Below are 26396 nucleotides of genomic sequence, written 5' to 3' on the forward strand. Positions count from 1 at the left end.
GGCCATGATGGCGGCGAAGCGCATTGTGACCCGACCGCAACATCGGAAACCGGACGAAGTTACATCCGCTTCCATATGATTTAGCGACAAGGACGAGCGAGGAGGCCCCGTGGCTGCTGACCGACCAGCGATCCGGTTGACCGGGTTGACCAAGACGTTCGGCGCGGTCAACGCCGTCGACGGGGTCGACCTCGACATCGCGGAGGGGGAGTTCTTCTCCATGCTCGGGCCGTCCGGCTCGGGCAAGACGACCGTGCTCCGCCTGATCGCCGGATTCGAACAGCCCACCAGCGGCACGGTGTCCCTCTTCGGCCAGGACGTCACGGAGCGCGCGCCATTCGACCGTGACGTCAACACGGTCTTCCAGGACTACGCCCTCTTCCCGCACATGAGCGTGCTCGACAACGTCGCCTACGGACTCCGGGTGCGCGGGATGCCGAGACGCGAACGGCACGCACTGGCCAGGGAAGCGCTCGCCACCGTGCGCCTCGAGGGTTACGGCGACCGTAAACCAGGTCAGTTGTCCGGCGGCCAGCGCCAACGGGTCGCCCTCGCCAGGGCGACGGTGGTGCGCCCCAAGGCGCTGCTCCTCGACGAGCCGCTCGGTGCCCTCGACCTCAAACTCCGGGAACAGATGCAGGTCGAGCTCAAGGAACTGCAGCGCGAACTCGGGATCACCTTCATCTTCGTCACGCACGACCAGGAGGAAGCCCTCACCCTCAGCGACCGGATCGCGGTCTTCAACGAGGGCCGGATCGAGCAACTCGGCAGTCCGGCCGAGATCTACGACAAACCGGTCTCACCGTTCGTCGCCGCGTTCGTCGGCACCTCCAACATCCTCGACGACACCCTGTCCAGGCTGGTGCTCGGGCGCGGCGGCATCCACTCCGTGCGGCCGGAGAAGATGAGCATCGGCCGCGAGGGCACCGCCATCCACACCGACCGCGAGGCGGCGGGCGTCCTCGCCGAGGTCATCTACGTGGGCAGCAGCACCCGCCTGATCGTCGACCTCGACATCGGCACGCGCGTCACCGTGCTCGAACAGAACGACGCCGACCGGGTCGGCGAAGACGAACGCGGATCCCGGGTGCAGGTGGGCTGGGACGAACGCGACACGGTGGCCCTGGCCGCCGGCCCGGTTGCCTCCGACGACCTTCCCCCGCTCACCAGACCAGAACCTGCAACACGCTAACTCGAATGGAGACCGCAATGAATCGCTCTACTCCCCGTCGTCGCACGAAGACGTCGGCCACCCTCGCCGGGCTGGCCATCCTCTCCGTCGCCCTCCTGACCGCCTGCGGCACGACCTCGGCCGGCAACGGCGGAAGCACGGGGGCCAAGGCCCCGACGAAACTCGGCACCAACGAAGGGGCGGTGTCGATCCTCGCCTGGCCGGGCTACGTGGAGGACGGCAGCAACGACCCGGCCGTCGACTGGGTCAGCGCCTTCCAGGACGAGACCGGGTGCAAGGTCACCAGCAAGACCTACGGCACCTCGGACGAGGCGTTCAACCTGATGAAGACCGGCGACTACGACGTGGTCGCGGCATCCGGCGACGCCTCGCTTCGTCTCGTCGCGGCCGGCGACGTCGCCCCCGTGAACACCGACCTGATCCCCAACTACGCCGGCGTCTACGACTTCCTCAAACTGCAGGCCTGGAACAGCGTCGACGGCGTCTCCTACGGGGTGCCGCACGGCTACGGGGCGAATCTGCTCATGTACACAACGGACGCCGTGACCCCGGCGCCCACGTCCTGGGACGTCGTGTTCGACAAGTCCTCGGCCTACAAAGGCAAGGTCACCGCCTACGACTCGCCGATCTACATCGCGGATGCCGCCATGTACCTGATGAGCCACCAGCCCGACCTCGGCATCAAGAACCCCTACGCCCTCGACGAGAAGCAGCTGGCCGCGGCCGTGGACCTCCTCAAGGTGCAGCGCCCGAACATCGGCGAGTACTGGTCGGACTACCTCAAGTCGATCCAGGCATTCGAGACCGGGGACACCGTCGTCGGCACGACCTGGCAGGTCATCCGCAACTCCCTGGCCCCGGGCACCAAGGCGGAAGTCGTCGTGCCCTCCGAGGGAGTCACCGGTTGGTCGGACACCTGGATGGTCGCGGCGAAGGCGAAGAACCCGAACTGCGCGTACGCCTGGCTGAACTACATCAGCAGTCCGAAGGCCAACGCCCAGGCCACCGAGTACTTCGGCGAGGCACCCTCCAACCAGAAGGCCTGCGACTTCATGTCCAACCCTGACCAGTGCTCGCTCTTCCACGCCGGCGACGCCGACTACGCGTCGAAGATCTGGTATTGGACCACCCCGATCGCCACCTGCGTCGACGGCCGCACCGACGTGAAGTGCACCGACTACGCCGCCTGGACCACCGCCTGGCAGGAGATCAAGGGCTGACGCGCGGGCCATCCACCCTCCGTTTGAGCCGCGTCCGGCGAGAGAAAGACACCATGACCGTTGACACTCCGACCCGGCCCGCCGGCCGGCCGATCGTTCCCGCCCCGCGGGACACGGTCGCCCGGCGGGGCTCGGTCTTCCTGAGCAGGCATCCGAGGCTGCGCCTGTCGCTGCTGCTGTCGGCGCCGATGTTCTGGCTGGGCCTGGTCTACATCGCGGCCCTGGCTGCCCTGTTGATCACCGCGCTCTGGACGGTCGACACCTTCACCGGCACAATCTCGCAGACCTGGACTCTCGACAACATCGTCGCGGTGCTCACCGGGTCGCTCTACCAAACGGTCACCCTCCGTACGCTCGGGGTGGCCCTGATGGTGACCCTCGTCGACATCCTGATCGCCCTGCCGATCGCGTTCTACATGGCCAAGGTGGCCAGCGCCCGACTGCAACGGGTGCTCGTGATCGCGGTGCTGATGCCGCTCTGGGCGAGCTATCTCGTCAAGGCCTACGCCTGGCGCTCCGTGCTCTCCCGGGACGGGATCTTCGAATGGCTGGCGGCGCCGTTCGGCGGTCACACCCCGGGCTACGGCCTGCCCGCGACCATCATCACGCTGTCCTACCTGTGGCTGCCGTACGTGATCCTCCCCATCTACGCGGGGCTCGAGCGGGTGCCGGACTCGCTGCTGGAGGCATCCGGAGACCTGGGCGGCAAGACCTGGTCGACGCTGCGCCTCGTGGTGCTGCCGATGATCTGGCCGGCCATCATCGCCGGCTCGATCTTCAGCTTCAGCTTGTCGCTCGGCGACTACATCACGGTGAACATCGTCGGCGGGGCCAACCAGATGCTCGGAAACCTCGTCTACACGAACGTCGGCGCGGCCAACAACCTGCCGCTCGCCGCGGCCATCGCGTTGATCCCGATCGTGATCATCTTCGCCTACCTCGCCGCGGTACGCCGCACCGGTGCGCTGGAAAACCTGTAGGGGCCATCATGAGACTGAGCCGCCCAGCCCGGGGCCTTCTGGCCGCGATCACGATCGTCGTGCTCGCGGCAATCTACCTGCCGCTTGTCGTGGTGCTCGTCAACTCGTTCAGCACGAGCACGAGCCTGACCTGGCCGCCGCCCGGCTTCACCCTGGAGTGGTGGGTGAAGGCCTTCGGCAACGCGGGCGCGCTCGATGCGGTGCTGACCAGCGTGCAGGTCGCGCTCGCCGCCACCGTGATCTCCCTGGTGCTCGGCACGCTGGCCTCCCTGGCCCTGCAGCGCTTCGAGTTCTTCGGGCGGGAGGCGGTGAGCCTGCTGGTGATCCTGCCGATCGCGCTGCCCGGCATCATCACCGGCATCGCGCTCAACAACGCGTTCCGCACGATCCTCGGCGTGCAACTCTCCATCGTCACCGTGATCGTCGCCCACGCCACGTTCTGCATCGTCACGGTGTTCAACAACGTGATCGCGCGCCTCCGCCGGCTCGGCACGAGCTACGAGGATGCGTCCGCCGATCTGGGCGCGGGGGTATGGACGACCTTCCGGCTGATCACGTTCCCCCAGCTGCGATCCGCGCTGTTCGCGGGTGGGCTGCTGGCGTTCGCCCTGTCCTTCGACGAGATCATCGTCACGACCTTCACGGCAGGGTCGTCGGTGAAGACCCTGCCGCTCTGGATCCTCGACAACCTGTTCCGGCCGAACCAGGCCCCCGTGGTCAACGTGATCGCCGTCGTGCTCGTGCTGGTGTCGATCGTGCCGATCTACATCGCCCAGCGCATCGCCGGGGCTGAGAAGATCGCCCGGTAGGGCACCCGTCCGGTCGAGACCCCGAGTCTCGGCACTAGACCCGCGCGTCCCGCCCGGTCAGGGCGAGCAGCCGCGACTGCAGCGGGGCATCCTCGGCGATCGGCACAGGGGAGGCGAAGAGGCCGCTGGCCTCCAGCGTGTCCCGCTGCGGCTCGAAGACCGTCCAGACGGCCTCGACGAGCGACCCGTCGAGCGTGTCGTCTGCGGTCGTCGCCCGGGCGAGGTCCCAGGTGTGGATGGCGACCTCGGAGACCTGCTCTCGCAGGTAGTCGAGTGCGGTCACGGTGTCATAGGACAGGGTCACAGGGGCGTCCAGCGGCGTCGCCCGCCACGCGGCGGTCGCTGCCTCCGAGTAGGTGCGCCATTCGGCGGCCAGGTCCGCACCCAGCGGAGCCAGCGCGCGGCGGGCCTCGAGCGGGGAGAGCCCGCTGAGCAGGGGCGGGATCCACTGTTGCTCGAGCACCACATGGCGCACGAGGTCCCGCACGGTCCAGTCGGCGTCGGGCGTGGCCTGGTCCCACTCGGTGATCCGGTCCATCCGGGCGGTGAACTCGTCGTGGGCCAATTTCTGCAGCGCAATCCAATCGTGCGTCATGGGTGCTCCTTTCGTTGTCGAGTGCAACCGAGTTCGGCCCGCCCGCATTCCGGGAGACGACATCGGATGCCGGGAATCGGGTGGCGCGCGAAGGCCGCCGAGTGGGTTAGGGTCGCTCCATGAGCAGGCAGGACGGAAGCGACCGCACGGTCTCGGCGGCATCCGTCGACGACAGCACCGCGACCCTGCTGCACGTCGACCTCGACGCGTTCTTCGCCTCCGTGGAACTGCTCGACCACCCCGAACTCGTCGACAAGCCCGTGATCGTGGGGCACCGCTCCGGCCGGTCCGTCGTCACCGCGGCGAACTACGTGGCCCGGCGCTACGGGGTCAACTCGGCCATGCCGATGGCACTCGCGTTGCGCCGCTGCCCGGCCGCGATCGTGCTCGAGCCCCAGATGAGCCGGTACAAGCATTTCTCGGACCAGGTGATGGGCATCTTCGGCGACATCACGCCGCTGGTCGAACAGCTCGGCATCGACGAGGCGTTCCTCGACGTTGCGGGCGCCCGACGGCTGCACGGTTCGCCGGCCGTGATCGGGGCCCTGATCCGGCGCACCGTGGAGGCCGAGACCGGGCTCACCTGCTCCGTCGGCGCCGCGTCGACCAAGTTCGTGGCCAAGATGGCGTCGGGGCGCGCCAAACCCAACGGGCTGCTCGTGATCCCGGCGGAGGAGACCCTCGCCTTCCTGCATCCGCTGCCCGTCGGTGCCCTCTGGGGGGTCGGCCAGACGACCGAGGCCTCGCTGCTGCGGCTCGGCCTGCGTCAGATCGGCGATGTGGCCCGCACCCCGCTCGCGGTGCTGCAGAAGACCGTGGGGGAGGCGTCCGGACGCAAACTGCACGACCTGGCCTGGGGGCGGGACCCGCGTACGGTCACCACCGAGCGTGAGGAGAAGAGCGTCGGCCACGAGGTCACCTTCGAGCACGACGTCACGGATGTCGCCCGCCTGCGGAGCGAATTGCTGCGCCAGTCCGATGCGGTGGCGGCCCGGCTTCGCGGCGCAGGCCTCGTCGGCCGGTGCGTGGTGCTCAAACTGCGCTACGCGGACTTCAGCACGGTGACCCGGTCGCGCACGCTCGCGGAGGCCACCGACGTCGGCCGGCGGATCTATGAGGAGGCTGCGGCCAGCTTCGACACCCTCGCCGCCTCGGGCATCCGAGTGCGCCTGATCGGGGTGCGCGTCGAGCAACTGGGCGACGGTGACGGTCAGGGCCTCGGCCTGTGGGACCCGGACGACGACTGGCGGGGAGCCGAGCGGGCCGTTGACACGGTCACCGCCCGGTTCGGGCGGGGCGCGGTGCGTCCGGCCTCGTTGCTCAAACCCGACAAGGGGTAGCCTGAGGGCATGACTAGCCTGCCAGAGAAGCTCGCAGAAATTTCCCGTTCCGCCGGCGTGAAGACCGCCTACGGCGACCCCGTTCAGGTGGACGGCATCAGCCTGGTGCCCGTCGCCCTCGTCTACTACGGCTTCGGCGGCGGCGAAGGCGATTCCGCGGAGAGCGGCAAGGGCAGCGGTGGCGGCGGCGGCGGAATGTCCCTCCCGATCGGCGCCTACGTGAAGTCGGGCGGTTCGCTGCGTTTCGAGCCGAACGTGATCTCGTTGCTCGCCGTCGGCATCCCGTTCGTCTGGGTGGCCGGCAAGGCGATCTCCCGCGTCATCCGCGCGCTGAAGCGCTGACGCGCCAGGGCACTCGGGTCGTCGAGACCGACCGTTCAGTTGACGAAGACGTCGGGGACGCCGTCGCTGTCCTCGTCGAGCCGTTCCTTCGCTTCGACCAGTCGGTAGTGCCGGTTCCGTGCGCGCAGCACGACCGTGGCGAGGAGCGCGGCGAGCAGTGACCCGGTCAGGATGGCCACCTTGGCGTGGTCGTCCAGCACCGTGCCGTGACCGAATCCGAGTTCGCTGATCAGCAGCGAGACCGTGAATCCCACCCCGGCGAGCATCGCCACCCCGATCACGTCGACCCAGGCCAGGTCAGGGTCCAGGGTTCCCCTTGTGGTCCTGGTGACCAGCCAGGTGGCGAAGAGGATGCCCACCGGCTTCCCGACGACCAGGGCGACGACGATACCGATGGCAATCGGGTCGGTCAGGGTCTTCGTGAGTCCCTCGGCGCCGCCGATGCTCACCCCGGCGGAGAAGAACGCGAACACGGGCACGGCGAAACCCGCCGAGATAGGGCGGATGCGGTGCTCGAGTGTCTGGGCGAGGCCGGGACCGGCGTCAGGGCCGCCCCCCTTCCGGCTGCGCAGCACCGGCACGGCGAAGCCGAGCAGCACGCCGGCGACCGTGGCATGGATGCCGGAACCGTGCACGAGGGCCCAGACGAGCAGCCCGATCGGCAGCAGGATGAGCCAGCCCGCCCAGGTCTTCCTGCCGAAGAAGTTCGAGTGCCGGTGGGTGAGGTAGGCGAAGAGGGCCAGCGGCACGACGGCCAGGAGGAGCATCATCGGCTGGATGTCAGTGGAGTAGAAGAACGCGATGATCCCGATGGCGAGCAGGTCGTCGACCACGGCGAGCGTGAGCAGGAAGATGCGCAGTGCGCTTGGCAGGTGGGAGCCGATCACGGCGAGGACGGCGACGGCGAAGGCGATGTCGGTGGCGGTGGGCACGGCCCAGCCGCGGAGCGCTTCCGGTCCGCCGCCGATGTTGATGGCCACGAAGAACAGGGCCGGGGTGATGACACCGCCGATCGCGGCCGCCACGGGGACGACGGCGCGGCTGAAGGTGCGCAGGTCGCCGGCGACGAACTCGCGCTTCAGCTCGAGACCGGCGATGAAGAAGAAGATGGCCAGAAGGCCGTCGGCCGCCCACGTGCCGAGGCTGAGCTTCAGGTGCCACGGCTCGAAACCGACCTCGAAGTCGCGCAGCGAGAAGTAGAAGCCGGCGGCCGGGGTATTGGCAAGAATGAGGGCGACAACGGTCGCCGCCAGGAGCAGGGCGCCGCCCACGGTCTCCTTGCGCAGGATCTGCGCGACGTGGAGGTGCTCCAGGTAGCTGCTCCGGCGGAAGATCTGCGCCCTGGTCTCTTCGGCGGGGGCGGACGGAGATGGTGGGTTCACGGGAGATCCTCTGGATTTCGGCTCGGCTCTAGGGCGTCGACCAGGCTTCCCGACTCACCGCTTCCAGCGTACACGGGGTCGGTTCCGGAGCCAGGCCGGCAGGTGCCAGGGGCCGCTCACTGGAAGCCCGCGCAGGAGCCGGCGCCGGCGCAGGATGAAGCGGCGTAGCAGCACGATCAGCAATGCCGCGAGCAGCAGGGGGACGGCGACGCTCACCCTGGGACGACCGGACGGGTCGACCGACCGTATCCGGTCCGGGCGCGGATTCGAGTCATCGTCCGAGTCTACGCGGCGGTCTATACTCGACTACGAACACGGGAGTCCGGTCAACCGGGCTGAGAGGAAGCTTCGGAAAGCTTCGACCGTCGAACCTGATCTGGATCATGCCAGCGCAGGGAGGCAGATTATCTCGTACCCGTGCCCTGTTTTCTCTACGGAAAGGGCACGAACAGTGCACACTGAAACCATCATCGCCACCCGGTCGGTCTCACGGAAATGGCGGGTCGTCGACATCGTCATCGCCAGCGTCATCGGCGTGGCCAGCGGCTTGATCTTCGTGGTCTGGAACCAGGCCTACAACCCGCTCAGCGGGCTGCTCACCCCGCTCCTGCCCGGACTCCAGGCCCTCCTCGGAGGCGGCTGGCTGTTCGCCGGGGTGCTCGGCGGCCTGATCATCCGGAAGCCCGGGGCTGCCCTCTATACCGAGCTGCTCGCAGCCGTGGTCTCCACCCTCGTGGGCGGCACGGCCTGGGGTGCCACCATTCTCGTCTCCGGGGTGGTCCAGGGCCTTGGGGCCGAACTGGTGTTCGCGATCTTCCTCTACGCCAACTACCGCCTGTACGTTGCCCTGTTGGCCGGCGCCGGCGCCGGGCTCGCCCTGGCGGTCAACGACCTGCTGTTCTGGTACCCCGGTTCCGCGGCGCCGTTCATCACGATCTACACGCTCTCCTCCGTCCTCTCCGGCATCGTCGTGGCCGGTCTGTTGTCCTGGTTGGCCATGCGCGGCCTGGCCCGCACCGGGGCGCTGTCCCGGTTCGCCGCCGGCCGGGCGGTTCGTGCCTCGAACTAGGGCGCGGAAACGATGACCGCCGCGAATTCGCCGACCTCCCGGGGTGCGTCCGTCGACGCCCGGGGGTGGGGCTGGCGGCACGCCGGACGCACCGGCTGGGCCGTCTCCCGGCTCGACCTGCGAATCGAACCCGGCGAACGCGTGCTGCTGCTCGGCGCGTCCGGGGCGGGGAAGTCGACACTGCTGCACGCACTGGCCGGCGTACTCGGCGGCGACGATGAGGGCGAACAGCACGGCAGGCTGCTGGTCAACGGTGGCGAGCCGGCCGCGGCCCGAGGCCTGGCCGGGCTGCTGCTGCAGGACCCGGACTCGCAGGTCATCCTTGCCCGGGTCGGCGACGACGTCGCCTTCGGCTGCGAGAACCTCGGTGTGCCGCGCGAGGAAATCTGGCGGCGCGTGCAGGAGAGCCTCCACATGGTGGGACTGGAGGTGCCGCTGGACCACCCCACCTCGGCATTGTCCGGCGGCCAGAAACAACGCCTCGCCCTGGCCGGCGTGCTCGCGATGAGGCCGGGTTTGCTCCTGCTCGACGAACCCACGGCGAACCTCGACCCCGCAGGAGTGATCGAGGTGCGCGACGCCGTGGCTCGGATTCTCGAGCATTCGGCGGCGACCTTCATCGTGATCGAGCACCGGGTGGCCATCTGGCAGGAACTGGTGGACCGGGTGATCGTGCTCGACCAGACCGGGGGAGTGCTGGCCGACGGCCGACCGGATGACGTGCTGGCCAGCCAGGGCGAGCGGCTCTCGGCCGCCGGGGTCTGGGTGCCCGGACGCGGCCACGGGATGCCGATCCGGCGGGCCATCGTACGCGACGTGGCGGACGGCACCCTGCTCCGCGCGGAGTCCCTCGCCATCGCACGCACGAAGAGCGTCGTCGTCGCCCGGGACCTCGACCTCACCGTTCGGGCAGGGTCCGCCCTGGCTGTGACCGGGCCGAACGGGTCGGGGAAGTCGACCCTGGCGCTCACGCTCGCCGGGCTGTTGAAGCCGGCCGCTGGACGGTTGGAGGCGAGTGCCGGGTTCGCCGACGGGGCGGGCGCCGCTCCGATCGGATGGACCTCCCGGCAGCTTCTGACCAGGGTCGGCACGGTGTTCCAGGATCCCGAGCACCAATTCGTCGCCGGCACCGTGCGGGCCGAGCTCGCGGTCGGCCCCCGGGCCCTCGGCCGGAGCGGGCCGGCCGTCGACAGCCGGGTCGACACCCTGCTGCAGCGGCTCAGGCTCGACCACCTCGCGGAGGCGAATCCGTTCACCCTGTCCGGCGGGGAGAAACGACGCCTGTCGGTCGGCACAGTGCTGGCTACCCAGCCGCGCCTGCTCGTCCTCGACGAACCGACGTTCGGCCAGGACTTCCGCACCTGGCGTGAAGTGGTGGCGCTGCTGCTCGAGCTCATCGACGACGGAACAGGGGTGCTGGCGGTCTCCCACGACAGCGACTTCGTCGCGGCCGTTGCCGACCGGGAGTACCGCCTGACCGACCGCGTCGCCAACCGCCAGCCGGCGGCCCCGAGATGAGCGTGCTCAGGGTCCCCGAAGGGACGCAGGCGATCTTCCGGGTCAATCCGGTGGCCAAGCTGGCGGCGGCGCTCCTCCTGGCCGGCGTGCTCATGCTCACCATCGACTGGGTGTCCGCCCTCGTCGCGCTCGGCTGTGAGGCCGTCCTGTTCTTCTGGGCCGGACTGAGCGCACGGATGTTCCTGCTCCGCACCCTGCCGGTCTGGCTGGCCGCGCCGACGGCCGGACTGACCACCCTCCTCTACGGGCAGGCTGCCGGTCAGGTGTACTGGGCATTCGGGCTCGTCCACGTGACACAGGGGTCAACCGACCTGGCTGTGGCCACGACCCTGCGGATCCTGGCGATCGGCCTCCCGTCGGTCGTGCTGTTCGTCACGGTCGACCCGACCGACCTCGCCGACGGCCTCGCCCAGGTCGTGCGCCTGCCGTCCCGGTTCGTGCTCGGAGGCCTGGCCGGCCTCAGGCTGGTCGGCCTGTTCATCGAGGACTGGCGTGCCCTCGAACTGGCCAGGCGGGCCAGGGGAATCGGCGACGGCGGCGCCATCCGCCGGCTGGCCGGCCAGGCGTTCGCGCTGCTGGTGTTGTCCATCCGGCGCGGGAGCAAACTGGCGACGGCGATGGAGGCCAGGGGCTTCGGCGCCCCGGTCCGTCGCACCTGGGCCAGGCCGTCCAGGTTCGGCGGGCGCGAGTATGCCCTGGTCGGCATCGGCCTGCTCGTGGCGTTGCTGGCCGTCGTCGTCTCGGTGGCGACGGGAAACTGGAACTTTGTCCTCGCCTGAGCCGGACGGGCGCATGTCGGCGCTGCTCGCACCGATCCTCGCCGCCCTGGCCGGCGCCGGGCCCACCCCCGTCGTCCTCATCGACGGGCCGAGCGGGGCCGGCAAGAGCACCCTGGCCGACCGGCTCGCCGCCGCCTGGCCGGGGGAAGAGCCGGTTCTGGTGCGGCTCGACGATATCTACCCCGGCTGGCAGGGACTCGACGCCGCCGTTGAACATCTGACCCGGCAGGTGCTCACCCCGCGAGCGGACGGACTGCCCGCGGCCTGGCAGCGCTACGACTGGGCCAACGCCCGCGCCGCCGAATGGCATCCGGTTGATCCGGCGCGTCCGCTCATCGTGGAGGGATGCGGCGCCCTCGCCGCCGCGCACCTCCCGTTCAGCGAGATCCGGGTCTGGCTCGCCGCCGACGACGGCGTCCGCAAGAAGCGCGCCCTGGCGAGGGACGGGGACATGTTCCGGTCGCACTGGGACGAGTGGCAGCACGAGTGGGAGGCCTACCTGGGCCGGGACGACCCGGAACACGGCGCCACGATCCGGCTCAGCGGGACGACGGAGATTCCCTGCCCGCCGGCGCCTGAAATCGGCCGCCTAAAACCGGCCGTCCCGGACTAGGTTGGAGACATGGCCAGCCCCGAAACCCACAACGTCCTCTACACGGCGGAGTTCATCGACGGTCCCCTCGAGGGGCAGGTCGATTCACGCGTCCTCGTGCACGGCAAGCACGATTCCCGGATCAGCATGCTCGCCGCCGTCGAGGGCATCGAAGCCCTGTTCTGGTACGACGAGGTCGACGAACGCGACGTGCAGGGCCGGTTGCACGTGCGCTACCGCTTCGATGCCGGAGACAGCGACCCGTACCTGCCGACTGACGAACAGGACTGACGAACAGGATTGTCGGGCAGCAATGACGGCCAGCAGGGGCCGTCCGTCAGTCCTGAGGGTTAGCGGCGCGCCGCCAGCAGCGCGGTGATCATGGGGACCGGATTCAATAGGCGCCAGCCCGGACCCGGTGCGCTGATCGTGCGGTCGAGCACGAGCGGCGCCGAGACCGGGGTGCCGGCCGCTTCGACCGACACCCGGCCGATGGTGCGCCCCGCCCGCCCCGTCGAGAAGGTGTCCAGGGTGACCGTGGCCGCCCCGGGAGCCTGGGCCTGCCAGCCGAACCGGCTCTTCGAGGCGCGCACCGTTCCGGACGAGGTGGCGCCCCACGGGGTGCTGAACCGCACGTAGGCGTCTCCCTTGGCCAGCACCGGAAGCTCGCTGACCCCGGAGCGGGCGCTCTCCATCAACGCGGTGAGATCCGTCTTGAGCGTGTCGTAGTCGGGTTCGCCGATCACCGCTCCGGAGAAGGTGAAGACGGATTCATCGCTGCTGACACGGGCCGTGAACAGGAAGCAGACGCCGGCGGCATCCGTGTAGCTGCGGGACACGCCCGTGATGCCCTCGTCGGGCAGATAGGCCGTGGTGTTGTCGACGCCGCGCTGGCCGACCAGCGCCGACGGGGGCTGGGAGAGCATTCCCGCGATGACCGGGTCGGAGGCGGCCATGCCGGCCAGGCGGGCCAGGTCGGTGGCCGTTCCGGCGCTTGCGTCGTGGAGGCCGTTGGCGTCGGCGACCGTCGTGCCGTCCAGGCCGTGCGCGGTCAGCCAGGTGTTGGCGGCCGCGACATAGGCGTCGATGGAGCCGAACGCCCAGCGCGCGAGGGTGTCGGCGTGGTTGTTGCTGGAGCCGAGGACCATCGCCTGGAGCAGTTCCGTCTCCGTCCACAGCTCACCGGGGAAGACGACGACGGTGCGCGCGCCCGAGTTGCCGTAGTCGATGTAGTCCTGGTAATCGGCGGTGGTGATCGGGATCTTCGGACCCGCGGTACCGGCTGCCAGGGGCTTCGCGTCCAGGACCACCAGCGCGGTCACGATCTTCGCGGCCGACGCCATCGGCAGTGCGTCTGCGTTGCCGCCGACGGCGATCGGGGCGGTCTTCGCTATCGCGGAGGCATCCGGTGTTGTCGCGCCAGGGGCTGCGGTGTCGAGGGCGACGATGGCGCTGCCTCCCTGAGCGGGCAGCACGGGTGGGAACGGAGTGGCGTCATTGAGCGCGGGGGTCAACCGAGTGGCGGTCGCGGCCGGGAGCGGACCGAGGAGGGTCGCCGGGCCGTACACGCCGATCAGCAGGATCGCGAGCGCGCCGACCGTGATGCCGATGAAACGGCCAGGTCGGAATCTGTTCATGGGTTCAGGCTAGCAAGCGCCGGTCATCCCCAGCCGAGGTCGTGCAGCCTGTCGTCGTCGATGCCGTAGTAGTGCGCGATCTCGTGCACGAGGGTGATGTGCACCTGGTCGCGCAGGTCGTCCAGATCGGCGCACAGCTCGAGGAGCGGTTCGCGGAACACCACGATGCGATCGGGCATCTCGCCGAACCCGTATTGGCCGCGCTCGGTCAGCGCCACGCCGTCGTAGAGACCCAGGGTGTCCAGTTCGCCGTCTTCCGGGCGGTCCTCGACCACGAAGATCACATTGTCGAGCCCGTCGACCATATCGTCGGGCAGGAGGTCGAGTTCGTCGATGACCAGACTTTCGAACTCCTCGGGACCCAGTTGCAGCATCCGTTCAGCATCTCACGGGCGCGGGGCGATCGGGATGCCTAGCCGTTCGCCGCGGCGTTGATCGTGATCGTGTCGAGCCCGCCGTCGGCGACGCCCCACTTGTCGAGGATCGCTGCGTAGGAACCGTCATCGACCATCGACTGAAGGGCGGCCTGCACGGCCTTGGCCAGTGGTGCCCCTTTGGCGACGGCCAGGCCGTAGGGCGAGACATCGAACGTCTTCCCGGCAGTCTGCAGTTTGCCGCCGGTACGGGAGATCGCGTAGAGGGTGACGGGCGAGTCGGCGCTGAACGCGTCGGCCTGGCCGAGGATGGCGGCGTTGGTCGCAGCGTCCTGGGTGTCGAATTTCAACTTGGTGATCGGTGGCTTCCCGGCCGCGACGCAGGCATCGCTCCTCCCCGGGATCTCATCGGTGTCCTCGTAGGTGGTGGCCTGCACGGCAACCGTCAGCCCACAGGCGTTCTCGGGGTCGACGGACTTCCCCTTGGCCGATGCCCACTGGATGCCTGCCGTGTAGTAATTGACGAAGTCGACCTGCTCTTCGCGCTTGACGTTGTCGGTGAACGAAGACTCACCGACGTGCATCTTGCCGCCGATGATGTTCGGGATGATGGTGTCGAAGTTGGCCACCTTGTATTCGGCGGTGAGGCCGAGCTTGGCGGCGAGAGCATCGGTCAATTCAATGCCCCAGCCGATCGGGTTGCCGGAGTCGTCCTTGAACTCGTTCGGGGAGTAGTTCGGGCTCGTGCCGATCACGAGAACGCCGGCTGCGGTGATCTCCTTCGGCAGCAGGGCCGCGGCCGTGTCATCCTTGCCCACGGCGGTGCCGGTCGCGGTCCCGGTGGAGCCGCCCGGTGAACCGGCGGAATTGTTGACGCAACCGGTCAAGAGCAGCGCAGCCAGGGCCGCGACTGCGGGGACTGCATAGCGCACGCGCATGGAGACTCCTTCGTCTGTTTTCCCCCACCCGTCGAGTGTGCGGCGCGGAGCCGGAACGGAAGGATTCACCCGGAGTCTATGAGGCCGGCTGGGAGGGAGCGCTGCCGGAGGACACAGCGCCGGGAATGACAACCGGATCGTGATGGAGGCCGGCCGGAACCGGACCATGTTCGGGGCTTAAACGCAGAAGCTCCACCCGAGGTGGAGCTTCTGCGACATTGGGGTGACTGACGGGGCTTGAACCCGCGACCTTCCGGACCACAACCGGACGCTCTACCAACTGAGCTACAACCACCATGTGTTGCGCTTCTCCCGAAGAAGCAGCGGCAACTCAAGAATTCTATTACACGTTTGGGCTGAATGTGGACACGGCTTCGGCCGCGCGCGATTTCGCCTGGTCGCTGGTGGGCCCGGGGTCGGTCACGAAGACCGTCTGGCGGTAGTAGGCGAGCTCGCGGATGGATTCCAGGATGTCGGCCAGGGCGCGGTGACCGCCGTCCTTGGCCGGCGCGTTGAAGTACACCCGCGGGTACCAGCGGCGGGCGAGTTCCTTGATCGAGGACACGTCGACGTTGCGGTAGTGCAACTGGTTGTCCAGGCGTGGCATGTACTTGGAGAGGAAGGCCCGGTCGGTTCCGATCGAATTGCCCGCGAGCGGGGCCTTCTGCTCGGCCGGGATGAACTTCAGCACGTACTCGAGGACCTCGAACTCGGCCTCGGCCGCGCTGACCCCGTTGGGGATCTCCTCGATCAACCCGGAGGAGGTGTGCATCTCCCGAACGAAGTCACCCATGTTGGCCAGGGCGGAATCGTTCGGCTTGATCACGATGTCGAGGCCCGGGTCGATGATGTTGAGGTCGTAGTCGGTGATCACGACCGCGATTTCCACGAGTTCGTCCGAATCCAGGTCCAAACCGGTCATCTCACAGTCAATCCAAACCAACCGGTCACTACTTTTTGTCATGTGACGAGTCTAGCGGCGGCCACCGACCGGCCCTGGGGGGAGCGGCCCCGCGCCGACCTAGACTGGTTCCGACACCGTCGACGGCACGGATACGTTGCCCCGGCACCGTCTGGAAGGGAACCCCTGATGGAACTGACCTATTTTTCTTCCGCGTTCTGTGAGCCGTGCCGGCAGACCAGGGCGGTGCTGGCTGAGGTGGAGCGCCTGGTTCCCCAGGCGCACGTACGGGAGCTCGACGTGGCCAGGGACACCGCGGAGGCCGAGGCCAGCGGCATCCGGATCACGCCGACCGTCATCGTGCATGATTCCGCCGGGGCGGAGGTGTTCCGGGCGACCGGCGTGCCCACCCTCTCCCAGGTGCTCGTGGCAATCGCGAAGGTCCTGTGACCAACCCGGCGGGCCGTCTGCTGTATCGTTGAACCGCTTTCCCCGCCCCCGTAGCTCAGTGGATAGAGCAGCGGCCTTCTAATCCGCTTGTCGTTGGTTCGATTCCAACCGGGGGCACCACGAACGTGGTCTGATCAGGTTTTTTTGTCCTCATGGAAAAGCCAAGACTTGATGCACTCAACGTTTAGTCAACGCTTATTCCACCGTGCCCGCCCGTTATGGGAGCTCGGAGAGAAGGTACGCGACATAGTTCGATTGGGCGCGGTCCGCGTCAACCTGGGGGAGAGGGGCGAGATTGTGGTCAACATCATGTTGACCAGCTCGAACCCGCGAATCTAGGGCACCGGGGACGCGACCGGCATCCGATGTGCTTGCCGGGTCCTGCCGTTTGAATACGTCCCCCGGGCCGTAGTCAACCGGGATATTCGCGGCTTCGTCAAGATCGTCACCGACGCCGAGACACGGCGGATCGTGGGGATAAGGTCACAGGACGACTCAGCTTCGGCGAACGCGCAGCCTGGCTATTCAGCGGACTGCGGTAGTTTAAAACATTGCAGACTTTCAACAAAGAAGGCGAACAGCCCCTGTTGGCTACATGGGGTAATCCATGCCCAGCACTAGGGAATTGAAGATGGCGGCACTGAGAGAATTCACGAAGACAAACTTGGATAAGCAAGGATTTGGAGGCCTCGATGATGACGCCAAGTCCTGCTACTCGCGGCCCCTACGATTCACACCGGCAATTGGCACTGTCTTGATCGTTGTCGGATTGGTCTTGCAGTCGCCTATTTTTCTGGGTGTGGGGGCAATCGTTCCTCTCACCGGGGCACTATTCCCCCGTGGCATGATTCTCGACCTGGTCTATAACTTGGGCGTCCGCCATCTGTTTCGTGCTCCGGCGCTTCCCCCCACGCCGAGTCCACGACGGTTTTCCTACCTGCTGTCTACTGTGCTGATTGTAGGTTCAGCCTTGTCCTTCTACTACGGATTCGCAGCGCTGGGATTCGTGCTGGGAGGAATGGTCGCTCTCGGAGGCACAATCCTCGCCACCACCCATTGGTGTCTCGGATCATGGTTCTACAGACTGATTTTCGCTCACGCGGCGGCAAAGTAAACGGCAGGGCCACGCAACAGAAGCACAGTGCCTTTCGGGCATTGGCGTCGTGGTCCGTCCATGATCGTCCTGCCAGTCAGCTACCGGAGGATCAGCGGACGTAGGAGAAGACACCCATCATGCCGCGGCCAGCGTGATAGGCGTTGTGGCAGTGGGCGAGCCACTGTCCGGGATCATCCGCCTCGAATTCGAAGGTCACCGTTTCGTTAGTACGGACGATGACGGTGTCCTCACGGGCTCCGTTGCCGGCAATTTGGAAAGTGTGCCCGTGCAGATGCATGGGGTGCAACATCTTCGTCTCGTTGATGATCTTCACTCGGATGCGGTCGTTGGCGGCGACCTCGAAGGCGCCGGCGAAGGGGTTCAGCATGTCAAAATGACGGCCGTTGATGCCCCAGTTGTATTTCGCCATGGTGCCGGTCAGGCGCATGGTGTGCCCGCGGGCGGGCGACCGGGATGGCAGCAGGACGGACTCGTGACCCTTCAGCCGACCGCCGTCGGTGACTTTTCCCTCCAGCACGGTGGGCAGCCCCGCTGCATCCGGGGCCGACCCGGTAGGCGGTGTCGCCTGCTGCGTTGAGGATGCGCAGGCGAACGCGGTTGCCGGGAGGGCTAGCAAGGACTTCGGCGTCACTGGTTGTTTTGCCGTTGAAGAGATGGGCCGGCATGTCGCGTCCCCTGCGTAGCCGCCGAGGTAGGAGCTGTGGGAGGCCATGAGCATGTGTTTCATGCTCATTTTCGTCCCGGTTATATTCATTCCCATGGACAGCTCGTCGAGGGCTTCCTGGGGAGTCCCGGTGATGCCGTCGAGCCAGTCGTCCAAGACGCCGTCGTGGGTTCTGCAAGAGCGTTGGATACGAGGGCGGAACGTGAGGGTGAGACAGGTTAGATCGGGAGCTCAACGCCGCCGATCAGCGCTTGCATGCTGTAGATCCACATCGTCCACACCCCGCTGGCCATGAGTACCCCGATCAGGATCAGCACGGAGCCGCTAACCCTGTTGACCGTGCGAATTTCCATGATGATCACGACGATTCCGAGAGCGCGGGTGATCGGATCTTGCCAGGGGACCAGCCAGTACCCTGCCGCTCCGAAAGCGGCGCCATAGGAGATGAACACCACCGAGAAGCCCAGGACGAACGGGCCGACCCCGGTCAGGCGGCGCCGCCGGGGGTGGGCGCCTTCTTGACCGGCCATGCCGCCGACGTAGGCCAGGTATCCGGGGACCAATGGCAGCACGCAGGGGGAAGCGAATGAGATGAGGCCGGCCGGCACGGCGATGGGGATGGCCATCAGCAGTTGCCCGTTGAGGACGATTTGGGCGAAGTTTTCACCCATCGCTGCTCTTCGTCGACGGCATCATTTCTGTCCGGTGGCGTCGCCGGTCGGTACGTCGTCGGCGTTAGTGGATGCGGCAGTCGGTGGGAGTTCCGTGATCGGTTGGTGAAGCGAGGTCCATTGCCGACCGGGCAGGTATGGGCTTGGTTCCGGTTCCGTATGGCGGCGCGATTGGACGATGATCAGGATGAGGCCGACGACGGCGACTGCCGTGGCTGTGATCATGTTGATTTTGATCCCGAGCAACTCGAATTCGGTGGGGTCGAGCCGGAAGGATTCGAACCAGGTGCGGCCCACCCCGTAGATGATCAGGTACAGGCCGAGGGTCTTGCCCCAGCGGAGGTTGTACTGACGTTCGGCGAGCAGGACGACAATGACGCCGGCCAAGTTCCACAGAATCTCGTACAGGAACAGGGGGTGAAAGAGGGTGTCCGCGGGCAATCCGGTCGGGAACGCGGGCTGGGACGGGGTGATCTGCAGGCCCCACGGGAGAGTGGTGGGGGTGCCGAAAAGTTCCTGATTGAAGTAGTTGCCGAGGCGCCCGAACGACTGGGCGAGGAGCATGCCGGGGGCAAGGGCGTCGCCGAACGAGAGGAATCGCACTCCGGCTCGACGGCAGGCAATGTACGCTCCGAGGCCACCGAAGAGGATGGCGCCGAAGATTGCCAGCCCGCCCTCCCACACATAGAGGGTCTTCCAGAGATCCGCTCCGGGGAAGAAATAGTCCGTCGGATGCGTGACCACATGGTAAAGCCGTCCGCCGATGATGCCGAACGGGACAGCCCACAGCGTGATGTCGAGGACGATCCCGGGCTCTCCGCCGCGGCGGGTGAGTCGGCGGGAGGTCAGGATCACGGCGACAACGATGCCGGTGAGAATGAACAGGGCGTAGAAGTGAATCTGGAAGGGTCCGACCTGGATGGAGCTGATGTCGGGGCTCGGGATGCTGGTGGGAATGGTCATGGGTGGGGCGTGCTTTCCTGGGTCTGGCGCGGGCGGCGGGCGCTCGTGTGCCGCCGTGAGATGGTCATTCTTCTGGTTCGAGCGCGGTCTTGATCAGCGCATCGAGGACGCTGGAGTCGGGGATCCGGCTGAATATCCGAGCGGACAACCGGCCCTTTGTGTCGAGGACGAGTGTGGTCGGAACGGCGTTGGGGGCGACAGTTCCGCCAATCCGGGACTTCCGCCTGCGGTCATCCAAGGGCGATCCCTCTCGCGCTCATGAAGGGCGCCGGGTTGATTCGGGCGCCATCGACTCGAGTCTCGAAGTGTAAGTGGCATCCGCTGGATGCCCCAGTCGTGCCCACGAGGGAGATGGTCTCGCCGGCGGCAACCTGCTGGCCATTGCTTACCAGGATTTGGCTGTTGTGTGCGTAGCCGGTCTGAACGCCGTTGCCGTGGTCGAGGAGGACCCAGTTGCCGTAGCTTCCCAGATACCCGGCGTAAATGACCGTGCCTCCGGTCGCGGCAGATACCGCTCGCCCGCACCCGGCAGCAATGTCGGTTCCGTAGTGAAAGGCGCCCACTCCGGCGACGGGTCTGGAGGGGCGTGGGCCGAAGGAGTCGCTGATCCAGCCAGACATGGGAAGCGCCCAGCCTTGCTCGCTGAGCTGACCGACGTCGAGCGCGGATCCTCCGCCACCACCCCTGGCCGCTGCGGCCGCTGCCGCTGCCGCTGCCGCTGCCGCTTCGGCTGCTCGACGCACTTCCTCGCCCTTGGTGTAGTCAGCTTCAGTGGCGGCACGATTTTCGCTGAGAACCGCGAGTTGCGCCTGGAGAGTGCCTGCGTTCTCTTGCTGTTCCGCAAGCTTGGACTCCAGTGCGGCTCTGGCCGCGATGGCCTCGGTGAGCGCCGTCTCGGCTCTCCTGGCCAAGGCGCCAAGCGCATCCTTTGCTACCTTCGCCTGGTCGGTCAATGCGGTCGCCGAATTCCGGTCCGCTGCTGCCCTGTCATAGATCATGGTTGAACGCTCGGTGAGCTTGCTCATGGCGCCTAGCTGGTAGAGCAGGGCGTCGGAGTTTTCGCCCTGGAGAAAGAGGGTCATCGAGAGATCGGACGCACCCGCACGGGCCAGCGTTGCAGCCAATCGGCCGGCCTGTTGTTGGGAGAGGCCGGCGCGCTGGGTGGCGTCATCGGCTTGGCTCTGGAGAGTGGTGGCACGGTAGGTGGCTTCGTCGAATGCGCCCTGTGCGTGCTCGTACTCGGCGCCGCGTCGAACGGCCAGGTCCCGGGCCGTCGCCACCTCGGTCGCGAGCCCTGCGATCAGGTCCTTGAGTGCGGTGATCTGAATCTGCTTGGACGTCTCGCTGGAACGCGCGGTCTCGACATCTGACCACGACGGATACTCGCCCGCTGCCGCCGGGGACGTCACACCGATGACGGCGACCAGCGACACCGTGGCGACCATAGCCCCGGCCCATTTCCCGATGAACGGGCGTTTGGACGTTTGCGGGTGGTAACTAATTTGCGCCATTGGGACGTACTTTCTCTGTGAGCCAGGCAAATGGATCCGTCGGCGTTGTGCCGTCGAGCCGGATCTCGAAATGAAGGTGTGGTCCGGTGCTTTGGCCGGTCGAGCCGACGTTCCCCACGAGCTGGCCGACCAGAACGGGTTGCCCCACGGTGAGAGCGAGGGAACCCTTCCTCATATCCAGTCCCTTGGGGAAGCCCGAGCAACCGTCGCAGGGCGGCACTCGCGGCCCAAAGTCCGTCGAGATCGGCGCCCCGACCGTGAACTGCCCCTGGATTGGAGGATTCACGTTGTTGTTCGAAGGATGAACGGGCCCGCCAGCGCGGTGCCCCGGGTGTCGAAGGGCCCTACAGGGTCGCGAGGATGTCTTTCATGACGCCGATCTCATCGGTCTGGCTTTTCACGATGTTCGACGCCATGGCCTTCGCGTCCACGTTCTGACCCTCATCCAGTTCCAACTGCGCCATTCTCACGGCGCCCTCGTGGTGGACGATCATCTGCTTCAGGTAGAGCTTGCCGGCATCCGCGCCAGTCGCATCGGTGAGAGCCGTCATGTCGCCATCGGACATCATTCCGTCCGATCCGTCGCCCATCCCCGACATTCCGTCCATGCCCTGGGTGCTGGCCTCATCGGTGCCCCAGTCACGGAGCCACGCCTTGAGCTGGGTGATCTCGGGCTGTTGGGCCGCCTTGATCTGGGTGGCGAGGTCGAGAATGCGCTTATCGATTCCGTCTTTGGCCACGATGCTGTCGCTCATCTCGACGGCCTGTTCGTGGTGGGGGATCATCATCTGCGCAAAAGTCACATCAGCCGGCGCGAAGGCGGCGGAGGCGGAGGGGACGCTGGAGGAGCCGGATGAGGCGTTGGGGGCTGTCCCGTTGGTGCAGGCACTGAGCGTGAGCGCCGCGGCGAGGGCCAATCCCGTGAGGAGATAGGTACGTGATTTGAGCATTTTACTTCCATTCATAGTCAGGCCAAAGAAACCGGAGCGCCGAGGGGCGCATGATTCCGCGCGTCCTGGTGACGGCGCGCGGAGGGTTTCGGTCTAAATGCGACTAATGGAAAGTACGGTCAGCCTCGGGCAGTAGATGTCGAGTGTCGGCCCGCCCAGTCGGCGAACGACGGGGCCGCCGGCGTCGAGCAGCCGACGATACACGGACGGTGACCGAGCAAGAATGATCAGCGAAGCGAGCGCGATCACAATGGTGCAGGTGATCGCGAGGAGTGCACAGTCCAGCACGCAGTCGAGGCAGCCGAGCATCCCGAAGCCGGAGTGTGCGGCAACGGACAGCGCAGCGGCAGCGCTACCCGCGGCGGCGATACCCGTAACGGCGAAGCCGACATCCGCACGGTGGCTCTGGTCCGATGCGGATTCAGGTGCGGTCCCGCCGGTCTCATGCCCGGCATGGGTCGAACTCATGGCACTGAGACCGACCAGCATTGCGGCCATGGCGAGCAAGGCAACCAGGGAGGACCGGAGCGGAGGCCGCCTGAGGTGTGTCGAGCGTGCACTGCGATCGAGCTTCATCTCACCTCCGAGTCCATGGCTGTCGCTGACTTCGCGTATACCCTCCCACAGTATCGACTTTCGGGTGCGGGTACCTGTGAAACGGATAGCAACGGCCGGGGCGCGGGCGGTGACTGGACTTCGCGGCCAGGACGAATGCGCAGGCGGTGGGTTTCATCGAACCTTCACACACCCGGAGGTCGAAGCTTCATGCCGCGTCCGCATGCTGGTGTGAAGGCGCCAATCGGTGCCTGAATGCGAAAGGGGCTGGGAAAGATGAAAACGAACCGAAGGAGCATTACCGGAGGACTGGTTGGGCTCGGGTTGGTCGGAGCGCTCCTCACCGGCGGCGTTGTCGCCGCTCAGGCGGATGTCGGCGATGGCACGACTCCACAGCCGGTGTCGACGTCCTCGCCAGCCGTCGGAATCCGACAGTTCGGCCACATGTCCGGAACAATGCTCGGCCAGAATTCCCCGATGACCGCGGTGGCACGGTACCTCGGCCTGAACCAGACTGAGCTGCAGGACCGGCTGATGTCGGGCGAGTCGCTCGCGGCGGTCGCCAAGTCCCAGGGCAAATCTGTTTCGGGGCTCACAGACGCGATGTTCGCGGCGCTCAAGGCCAATCTCGGCACCAACACCACTCTGACATCAGATCAGAAGACCGCAGTAGTGGCGCAGCTGAAGATTCGCGTCGACACGATGGTGAACGCGACACACACCCCGGGTGAGGGAATGGGAATGGGAATGGGAATAGGGATGGGCGTGGAACCTGGTGCCGGAATGGGCATGCACGCGGACCCGGGAATGGGCTCAGGAATGGGTTCGGGAATGACGCCGACCACGCGCTGAAGGAGTGCATCATGCGAAAGAAGACGATGATCGCCGCGGCGATCGCAAGCGGAACGCTGGCAATCGTGGGGCTCACGGGCCTGTCTGTTGGCGCGGGCAATGCCCTCAGCGGGGGGCAACCCCTGCCCTTGCTCGCTTCCCGATCCTCATGCCCTACCCCCCGGCTACCAGGGAGGGTCGTGAACGTGGATCTGACGAATAGGGGAGGCCCCATGATGGGCAACAGCCCCGGCATGATGTCTGGTGGCGGCAACCGGGAAATGTTCGGTGGAGCGATGCGTCTGAGCATTGATCAAGCGCTCGTTGGTCGCGGGACGGTGTCCTTTCTCGCGACCAATGGCGGCAGCATCAGCCACGAATTGGTCATCCTCCCCCTGGCTGATTCGCAGGTCGTCGGCACCCGGCCCGTGTCACGTGAAGGCCAGGTTGACGAGGAAAGGAATCTCGGCGAGGCATCCTCCAACTGCGGCGCCGGCGCCGGCGAGGGAATCGCTCCCGGAGCGTCAAGCTGGGTCACGCTGAAGCTTTCGCCCGGACGCTACGAAGTCGTCTGCAACCTGCCCGGACACTATTCGGCCGGAATGTACAGCGAGCTGACCGTCACCTGAATTTCCAGCCCGGTCCCCGGGCACATTCACAATCAACAACGAACAAAACCGAAGGAGCAGAAGAAATGATGTGGGGCAACGGATACAACATGGCGTGGGGATGGCCGGTCGGGCTACTCATGCTCGCCGCAATCGTCTTGCTGGTCATCTGGGCCGTGCGAGCGTTTGCCGGCGGAACGGATGGTGGAGGTCAACGCGGAGATTCTCCGCTCACCCAGGGACGAGGGGAACGGAGCCAAGCACGTCAGATCCTTGATGACCGCTTCGCGAAGGGCGAATTGGACACCACGGAATATCGGGAACGGTTGAAGCTCCTCGAAGACAAGGTCCGATGAAAGTTCTCTCTCAACGAGTCCCGTGAGCACGGCTCAGCGTCGGCGCCGCTCGGCGGTTCCGGCGCTGCCGGCCTGTCGTTGCGGCCATAATCAGAGGAAAGGGGTGAGACATGCACAAGGTCCTGGTCGTTGACGATGAGCCGCAGATCCGGACAGTCCTGTGCGGCTACCTGGAGGCAGAAGGTTATGAGGTGGCGGAGGCCGCGGACGGCGCTGAGGCGCTTGCGGCACTCCGCAACGATCCTCCGGCCCTCGTGCTCCTGGACGTGATGCTTCCGGGAATGGACGGACTCGAAGTCCTCCGGCAGTTGCGCAGCTTCAGCGACGCGTACGTGATCCTCCTCACAGCGCGGGCCGAGGAGGTCGACAAGCTTGTCGGACTCGGTGTGGGTGCGGACGACTATGTGACCAAGCCGTTCAGCCCGCGCGAGGTCATGGCCCGCGTGAAGGCCATGCTGCGTCGTGACAATCGGGGCGACCGGACCGATGCAGACCCCCTGCTTCACTTCGACGGCTTGTCCGTCAACCCGGCCCACCGGGAAGTCGAGGCGAACGGAACACCAGTGGTGCTGTCGAGCCTGGAATTTGACCTTCTCGCCGCACTTGCCGCCGAGCCCGGGCGAGTGTTTTCACGGGCGCAACTGCTGGAGAAAGTCTGGGGCTACGACTTCTACGGCGACGAGCGGGTCGTCGATGTCCACATCCGCAGTGTGCGCGCGCGACTCGGAGACGACGCCGGCGACCCGCACCTGATTGCCACCGTGCGCGGAGTGGGCTACAAATTCGTGGGCCGGCCCCGATGAGAATGCGCCTGTCGCTGCGGCTGTTCATCTCCTATGCCGCGGTTGCCGTGGTCGGCGGCATCGTCGCCTACCTGACAATCTCGCTGCTCGCCCCACGCCTGTTCGAGGATCGGCTGGGGATGATGATGAATAGTGACGGAACGGGCATGTCCATGGGGAGCATGGACGCGACGAGCGTGCGCTCCGCCTTCCTCTCCGCCCTGACGACCTCGCTCATCATCGGCGTGCTGGCCAGTGTCGTCGCCGCCGGATTCGTGGCGGCGGCAGTGACCGGTCGTCTTCTCCGACCCCTCAACGCGGTGCGGGCCGCAACGAAGCTGATTGCCGCGGGAAAGTACGGAGGCACGGTTCCCGTGCCCTCCGAGCCGGAACTGGCCGCGCTGGCCACTGACGTCAACACCCTCGCCCGGGCCTTGGCCGAAACGGAGTCCCGGCGCACACGGCTGCTCGGGGAAGTTGCGCATGAGATGCGAACCCCGCTGACCGTGCTGGACGGCTACGTCGAGGGCCTGATCGACGGTGTGTTCACCGCCGGCCCCGACACGTTCGGCTCCCTCAGCGAGGAACTGCGTCGCCTGCACCGGCTCTCCGACGACCTCTCCAGCCTCTCGCGCGCTCAAGAGCAGCGACTCGACCTGAACCCGGTCACGGCAGACCTGGCCGTCCTTGCTCGCCGCGCCGCTGCGCGCCTCTCACCTCAATTCGATGATGCGGCGGTCACGCTGAATCTTGACGCCGACACAGCACTCCCCGTGCATGTCGATCCCGACCGAATGACCCAAGTTCTGACCAACCTTCTCGGTAACGCTCTGCATGCCACTCCCGCCGGTGGAACCGTCACGATCACTGCGCGTGGTGCCGGTGGCCGCGGCGAGGTCGTCGTGAGCGATACGGGAGTGGGCCTGGACGAGGAAGATAGAGAGCGGGTATTCGAGCGGTTCTACCGTGTGCCAAGCCAGGCCCGTCGGTCAGCAGGATCGGGGATCGGCCTGACGATCGCCCGCGAGATTGCACGCGCGCACGGTGGGGACGTCACCGCATCGTCGGCCGGCCCTGAACGCGGGGCGAGCTTCACGGTAGTCCTGCCTTTGCGCATAGGCGGCCGTGAAAGCTGACACGTCGGGCGTCAACACGAGGGCGGGTTGCCTCGGGTGCCGCGCCGAGGGCAGCCTGCCCCGTACCTAGCCAGTGCGGCCAGGAACGCCTGGTTCTTTCTGGAGGCCAGGCCGTGGACCGTCCACGCGGCCGC

General features: G+C 66.7%; 32 protein-coding genes, 2 tRNA genes and 1 riboswitch. Of the genes, 20 read left to right on the plus strand and 14 right to left on the minus strand.

All coding sequences use genetic code 11. From position 1 onward, the window contains the following. Nucleotides 1-109: 109 nt before the first annotated feature. From E3O32_RS03565 to E3O32_RS03580, 4 genes are read left to right on the plus strand one after another with little or no spacing between them, the layout of a single operon-like run. A complete protein-coding gene (locus E3O32_RS03565) occupies nucleotides 110-1192 on the plus strand; it encodes an ABC transporter ATP-binding protein (RefSeq protein ID WP_134507083.1) in 1083 nt (360 codons plus the stop codon). Between the two features lie 17 nt (nucleotides 1193-1209). Next, on the plus strand, nucleotides 1210-2412 hold the full coding sequence (locus tag E3O32_RS03570) for an ABC transporter substrate-binding protein (protein WP_134507085.1): 1203 nt from the start codon (nucleotides 1210-1212) through the stop codon (nucleotides 2410-2412). Nucleotides 2413-2465: 53 nt separating this feature from the next. Beyond that, nucleotides 2466-3392 carry an ABC transporter permease gene (locus E3O32_RS03575; protein ID WP_134507087.1) on the plus strand — a complete coding sequence of 309 codons (927 nt, stop codon included), beginning with the start codon at nucleotides 2466-2468 and terminating at the stop codon, nucleotides 3390-3392. 8 nt (nucleotides 3393-3400) lie between these two features. After that, nucleotides 3401-4201 (plus strand): ABC transporter permease, encoded by an 801-nt coding sequence (locus E3O32_RS03580; protein WP_134507089.1) that lies wholly within the window; start codon nucleotides 3401-3403, stop codon nucleotides 4199-4201. Nucleotides 4202-4235: 34 nt separating this feature from the next. Here E3O32_RS03580 and E3O32_RS03585 read toward each other — a convergent pair whose 3' ends face one another. Then, nucleotides 4236-4796 carry a TIGR03086 family metal-binding protein gene (locus E3O32_RS03585; RefSeq protein ID WP_134507091.1) on the minus strand — a complete coding sequence of 187 codons (561 nt, stop codon included), beginning with the start codon at nucleotides 4794-4796 and terminating at the stop codon, nucleotides 4236-4238. 119 nt (nucleotides 4797-4915) lie between these two features. On the opposite strand from E3O32_RS03585, the gene E3O32_RS03590 reads away from it, so the two are divergent. Together E3O32_RS03590 and E3O32_RS03595 are read left to right on the plus strand one after the other, a co-directional pair. Beyond that, nucleotides 4916-6136 carry a DNA polymerase IV gene (locus tag E3O32_RS03590; RefSeq protein WP_134507093.1) on the plus strand — a complete coding sequence of 407 codons (1221 nt, stop codon included), beginning with the start codon at nucleotides 4916-4918 and terminating at the stop codon, nucleotides 6134-6136. A gap of 9 nt (nucleotides 6137-6145) precedes the next feature. Further along, nucleotides 6146-6478: a hypothetical protein gene (locus E3O32_RS03595; RefSeq protein WP_134507095.1), complete on the plus strand. Its 333-nt coding sequence runs from the start codon at nucleotides 6146-6148 to the stop codon at nucleotides 6476-6478. A gap of 35 nt (nucleotides 6479-6513) precedes the next feature. Here the strand turns inward: E3O32_RS03595 and nhaA are convergent, their stop codons facing one another. Then, entirely contained in the window at nucleotides 6514-7860 is a 1347-nt protein-coding gene (gene nhaA, locus E3O32_RS03600) for a Na+/H+ antiporter NhaA (protein ID WP_134507097.1), read from the minus strand. Nucleotides 7861-8164: 304 nt separating this feature from the next. Next, a riboswitch (TPP riboswitch) is annotated at nucleotides 8165-8275 on the plus strand. A 36-nt stretch (nucleotides 8276-8311) separates the two neighbouring features. Between nhaA and E3O32_RS03605 the strand changes: the two genes are divergently transcribed. The 5 genes from E3O32_RS03605 to E3O32_RS03625 are packed head-to-tail and all read left to right on the plus strand — an operon-like array spanning nucleotide 8312 to nucleotide 12109. Next, the gene (locus tag E3O32_RS03605; protein ID WP_134507099.1) at nucleotides 8312-8929 is read left to right on the plus strand and encodes an ECF transporter S component; all 618 of its coding nucleotides are present in this window, start codon (nucleotides 8312-8314) and stop codon (nucleotides 8927-8929) included. 12 nt (nucleotides 8930-8941) lie between these two features. Next, entirely contained in the window at nucleotides 8942-10447 is a 1506-nt protein-coding gene (locus tag E3O32_RS03610; RefSeq protein ID WP_134507101.1) for an ABC transporter ATP-binding protein, read from the plus strand. After that, complete coding sequence (locus E3O32_RS03615) at nucleotides 10444-11226, plus strand: energy-coupling factor transporter transmembrane component T family protein (protein WP_134507103.1); 783 nt, start codon at nucleotides 10444-10446, stop codon at nucleotides 11224-11226. Before E3O32_RS03610 ends, E3O32_RS03615 begins: the two co-directional genes overlap by 4 nt. Then, entirely contained in the window at nucleotides 11213-11839 is a 627-nt protein-coding gene (locus tag E3O32_RS03620) for a nucleoside/nucleotide kinase family protein (RefSeq protein ID WP_241974532.1), read from the plus strand. The genes E3O32_RS03615 and E3O32_RS03620 overlap by 14 nt, the downstream gene beginning before the upstream one ends. A 9-nt stretch (nucleotides 11840-11848) precedes the next feature. After that, nucleotides 11849-12109, plus strand: coding sequence for a hypothetical protein (locus E3O32_RS03625; RefSeq protein WP_134507105.1), 261 nt, complete (start codon nucleotides 11849-11851; stop codon nucleotides 12107-12109). Between the two features lie 59 nt (nucleotides 12110-12168). Here E3O32_RS03625 and E3O32_RS03630 read toward each other — a convergent pair whose 3' ends face one another. The 5 genes from E3O32_RS03630 to orn form a co-directional block, all read right to left on the minus strand. Next, complete coding sequence (locus E3O32_RS03630) at nucleotides 12169-13455, minus strand: D-alanyl-D-alanine carboxypeptidase family protein (protein WP_134507107.1); 1287 nt, start codon at nucleotides 13453-13455, stop codon at nucleotides 12169-12171. Nucleotides 13456-13478: 23 nt separating this feature from the next. Then, complete coding sequence (locus E3O32_RS03635; protein ID WP_134507109.1) at nucleotides 13479-13829, minus strand: metallopeptidase family protein; 351 nt, start codon at nucleotides 13827-13829, stop codon at nucleotides 13479-13481. A 38-nt stretch (nucleotides 13830-13867) separates the two neighbouring features. After that, nucleotides 13868-14767 (minus strand): ABC transporter substrate-binding protein, encoded by a 900-nt coding sequence (locus E3O32_RS03640; RefSeq protein ID WP_134507111.1) that lies wholly within the window; start codon nucleotides 14765-14767, stop codon nucleotides 13868-13870. A gap of 219 nt (nucleotides 14768-14986) precedes the next feature. Next, nucleotides 14987-15062, minus strand: a tRNA-His gene (locus E3O32_RS03645). A 48-nt stretch (nucleotides 15063-15110) separates the two neighbouring features. Beyond that, complete coding sequence (gene orn / locus E3O32_RS03650) at nucleotides 15111-15731, minus strand: oligoribonuclease (protein WP_134507113.1); 621 nt, start codon at nucleotides 15729-15731, stop codon at nucleotides 15111-15113. 126 nt (nucleotides 15732-15857) lie between these two features. On the opposite strand from orn, the gene E3O32_RS03655 reads away from it, so the two are divergent. From E3O32_RS03655 to E3O32_RS17865, 4 genes are all read left to right on the plus strand, one after another. Beyond that, on the plus strand, nucleotides 15858-16118 hold the full coding sequence (locus tag E3O32_RS03655) for a thioredoxin domain-containing protein (protein ID WP_134507114.1): 261 nt from the start codon (nucleotides 15858-15860) through the stop codon (nucleotides 16116-16118). Nucleotides 16119-16162: 44 nt separating this feature from the next. Next, nucleotides 16163-16238, plus strand: a tRNA-Arg gene (locus tag E3O32_RS03660). A 261-nt stretch (nucleotides 16239-16499) separates the two neighbouring features. Beyond that, entirely contained in the window at nucleotides 16500-16739 is a 240-nt protein-coding gene (locus E3O32_RS17860) for a hypothetical protein (RefSeq protein ID WP_420898090.1), read from the plus strand. Nucleotides 16740-16749: 10 nt separating this feature from the next. Beyond that, nucleotides 16750-17232 carry a DUF4395 family protein gene (locus E3O32_RS17865; protein ID WP_420898091.1) on the plus strand — a complete coding sequence of 161 codons (483 nt, stop codon included), beginning with the start codon at nucleotides 16750-16752 and terminating at the stop codon, nucleotides 17230-17232. Between the two features lie 91 nt (nucleotides 17233-17323). Here the strand turns inward: E3O32_RS17865 and E3O32_RS03675 are convergent, their stop codons facing one another. From E3O32_RS03675 to E3O32_RS03705, 7 genes are all read right to left on the minus strand, one after another. Further along, nucleotides 17324-18055 carry a multicopper oxidase domain-containing protein gene (locus tag E3O32_RS03675; protein WP_241974533.1) on the minus strand — a complete coding sequence of 244 codons (732 nt, stop codon included), beginning with the start codon at nucleotides 18053-18055 and terminating at the stop codon, nucleotides 17324-17326. 62 nt (nucleotides 18056-18117) lie between these two features. Further along, on the minus strand, nucleotides 18118-18570 hold the full coding sequence (locus tag E3O32_RS03680) for a cytochrome c biogenesis CcdA family protein (protein WP_134507118.1): 453 nt from the start codon (nucleotides 18568-18570) through the stop codon (nucleotides 18118-18120). A 21-nt stretch (nucleotides 18571-18591) separates the two neighbouring features. Continuing rightward, the gene (lgt, locus tag E3O32_RS03685; protein WP_134507120.1) at nucleotides 18592-19533 is read right to left on the minus strand and encodes a prolipoprotein diacylglyceryl transferase; all 942 of its coding nucleotides are present in this window, start codon (nucleotides 19531-19533) and stop codon (nucleotides 18592-18594) included. 230 nt (nucleotides 19534-19763) lie between these two features. Further along, a complete protein-coding gene (locus E3O32_RS03690; RefSeq protein ID WP_134507122.1) occupies nucleotides 19764-21044 on the minus strand; it encodes a M23 family metallopeptidase in 1281 nt (426 codons plus the stop codon). Then, nucleotides 21031-21219: a M23 family metallopeptidase gene (locus E3O32_RS03695; RefSeq protein WP_134507218.1), complete on the minus strand. Its 189-nt coding sequence runs from the start codon at nucleotides 21217-21219 to the stop codon at nucleotides 21031-21033. The genes E3O32_RS03690 and E3O32_RS03695 overlap by 14 nt, the downstream gene beginning before the upstream one ends. Before the next feature lie 169 nt (nucleotides 21220-21388). Continuing rightward, complete coding sequence (locus E3O32_RS03700; protein WP_198417515.1) at nucleotides 21389-21994, minus strand: DUF305 domain-containing protein; 606 nt, start codon at nucleotides 21992-21994, stop codon at nucleotides 21389-21391. 93 nt (nucleotides 21995-22087) lie between these two features. Then, a complete protein-coding gene (locus E3O32_RS03705) occupies nucleotides 22088-22570 on the minus strand; it encodes a hypothetical protein (RefSeq protein WP_134507126.1) in 483 nt (160 codons plus the stop codon). 456 nt (nucleotides 22571-23026) lie between these two features. On the opposite strand from E3O32_RS03705, the gene E3O32_RS03710 reads away from it, so the two are divergent. The 5 genes from E3O32_RS03710 (at nucleotide 23027) to E3O32_RS03730 (ending at nucleotide 26262) form a co-directional block, all read left to right on the plus strand. Next, nucleotides 23027-23401, plus strand: coding sequence for a hypothetical protein (locus tag E3O32_RS03710; RefSeq protein ID WP_134507128.1), 375 nt, complete (start codon nucleotides 23027-23029; stop codon nucleotides 23399-23401). 212 nt (nucleotides 23402-23613) lie between these two features. Beyond that, nucleotides 23614-24009 carry a sulfocyanin-like copper-binding protein gene (locus E3O32_RS03715; RefSeq protein WP_241974534.1) on the plus strand — a complete coding sequence of 132 codons (396 nt, stop codon included), beginning with the start codon at nucleotides 23614-23616 and terminating at the stop codon, nucleotides 24007-24009. 65 nt (nucleotides 24010-24074) lie between these two features. Next, the gene (locus tag E3O32_RS03720) at nucleotides 24075-24344 is read left to right on the plus strand and encodes an SHOCT domain-containing protein (protein WP_134507130.1); all 270 of its coding nucleotides are present in this window, start codon (nucleotides 24075-24077) and stop codon (nucleotides 24342-24344) included. Between the two features lie 110 nt (nucleotides 24345-24454). Then, nucleotides 24455-25147 (plus strand): response regulator transcription factor, encoded by a 693-nt coding sequence (locus E3O32_RS03725; protein WP_134507131.1) that lies wholly within the window; start codon nucleotides 24455-24457, stop codon nucleotides 25145-25147. A 2-nt stretch (nucleotides 25148-25149) separates the two neighbouring features. Further along, entirely contained in the window at nucleotides 25150-26262 is a 1113-nt protein-coding gene (locus tag E3O32_RS03730; protein WP_198417516.1) for a sensor histidine kinase, read from the plus strand. Nucleotides 26263-26396: the final 134 nt, after the last annotated feature.

Source organism: Cryobacterium mannosilyticum, assembly GCF_004402705.1.
GTDB lineage: Bacteria > Actinomycetota > Actinomycetes > Actinomycetales > Microbacteriaceae > Cryobacterium > Cryobacterium mannosilyticum.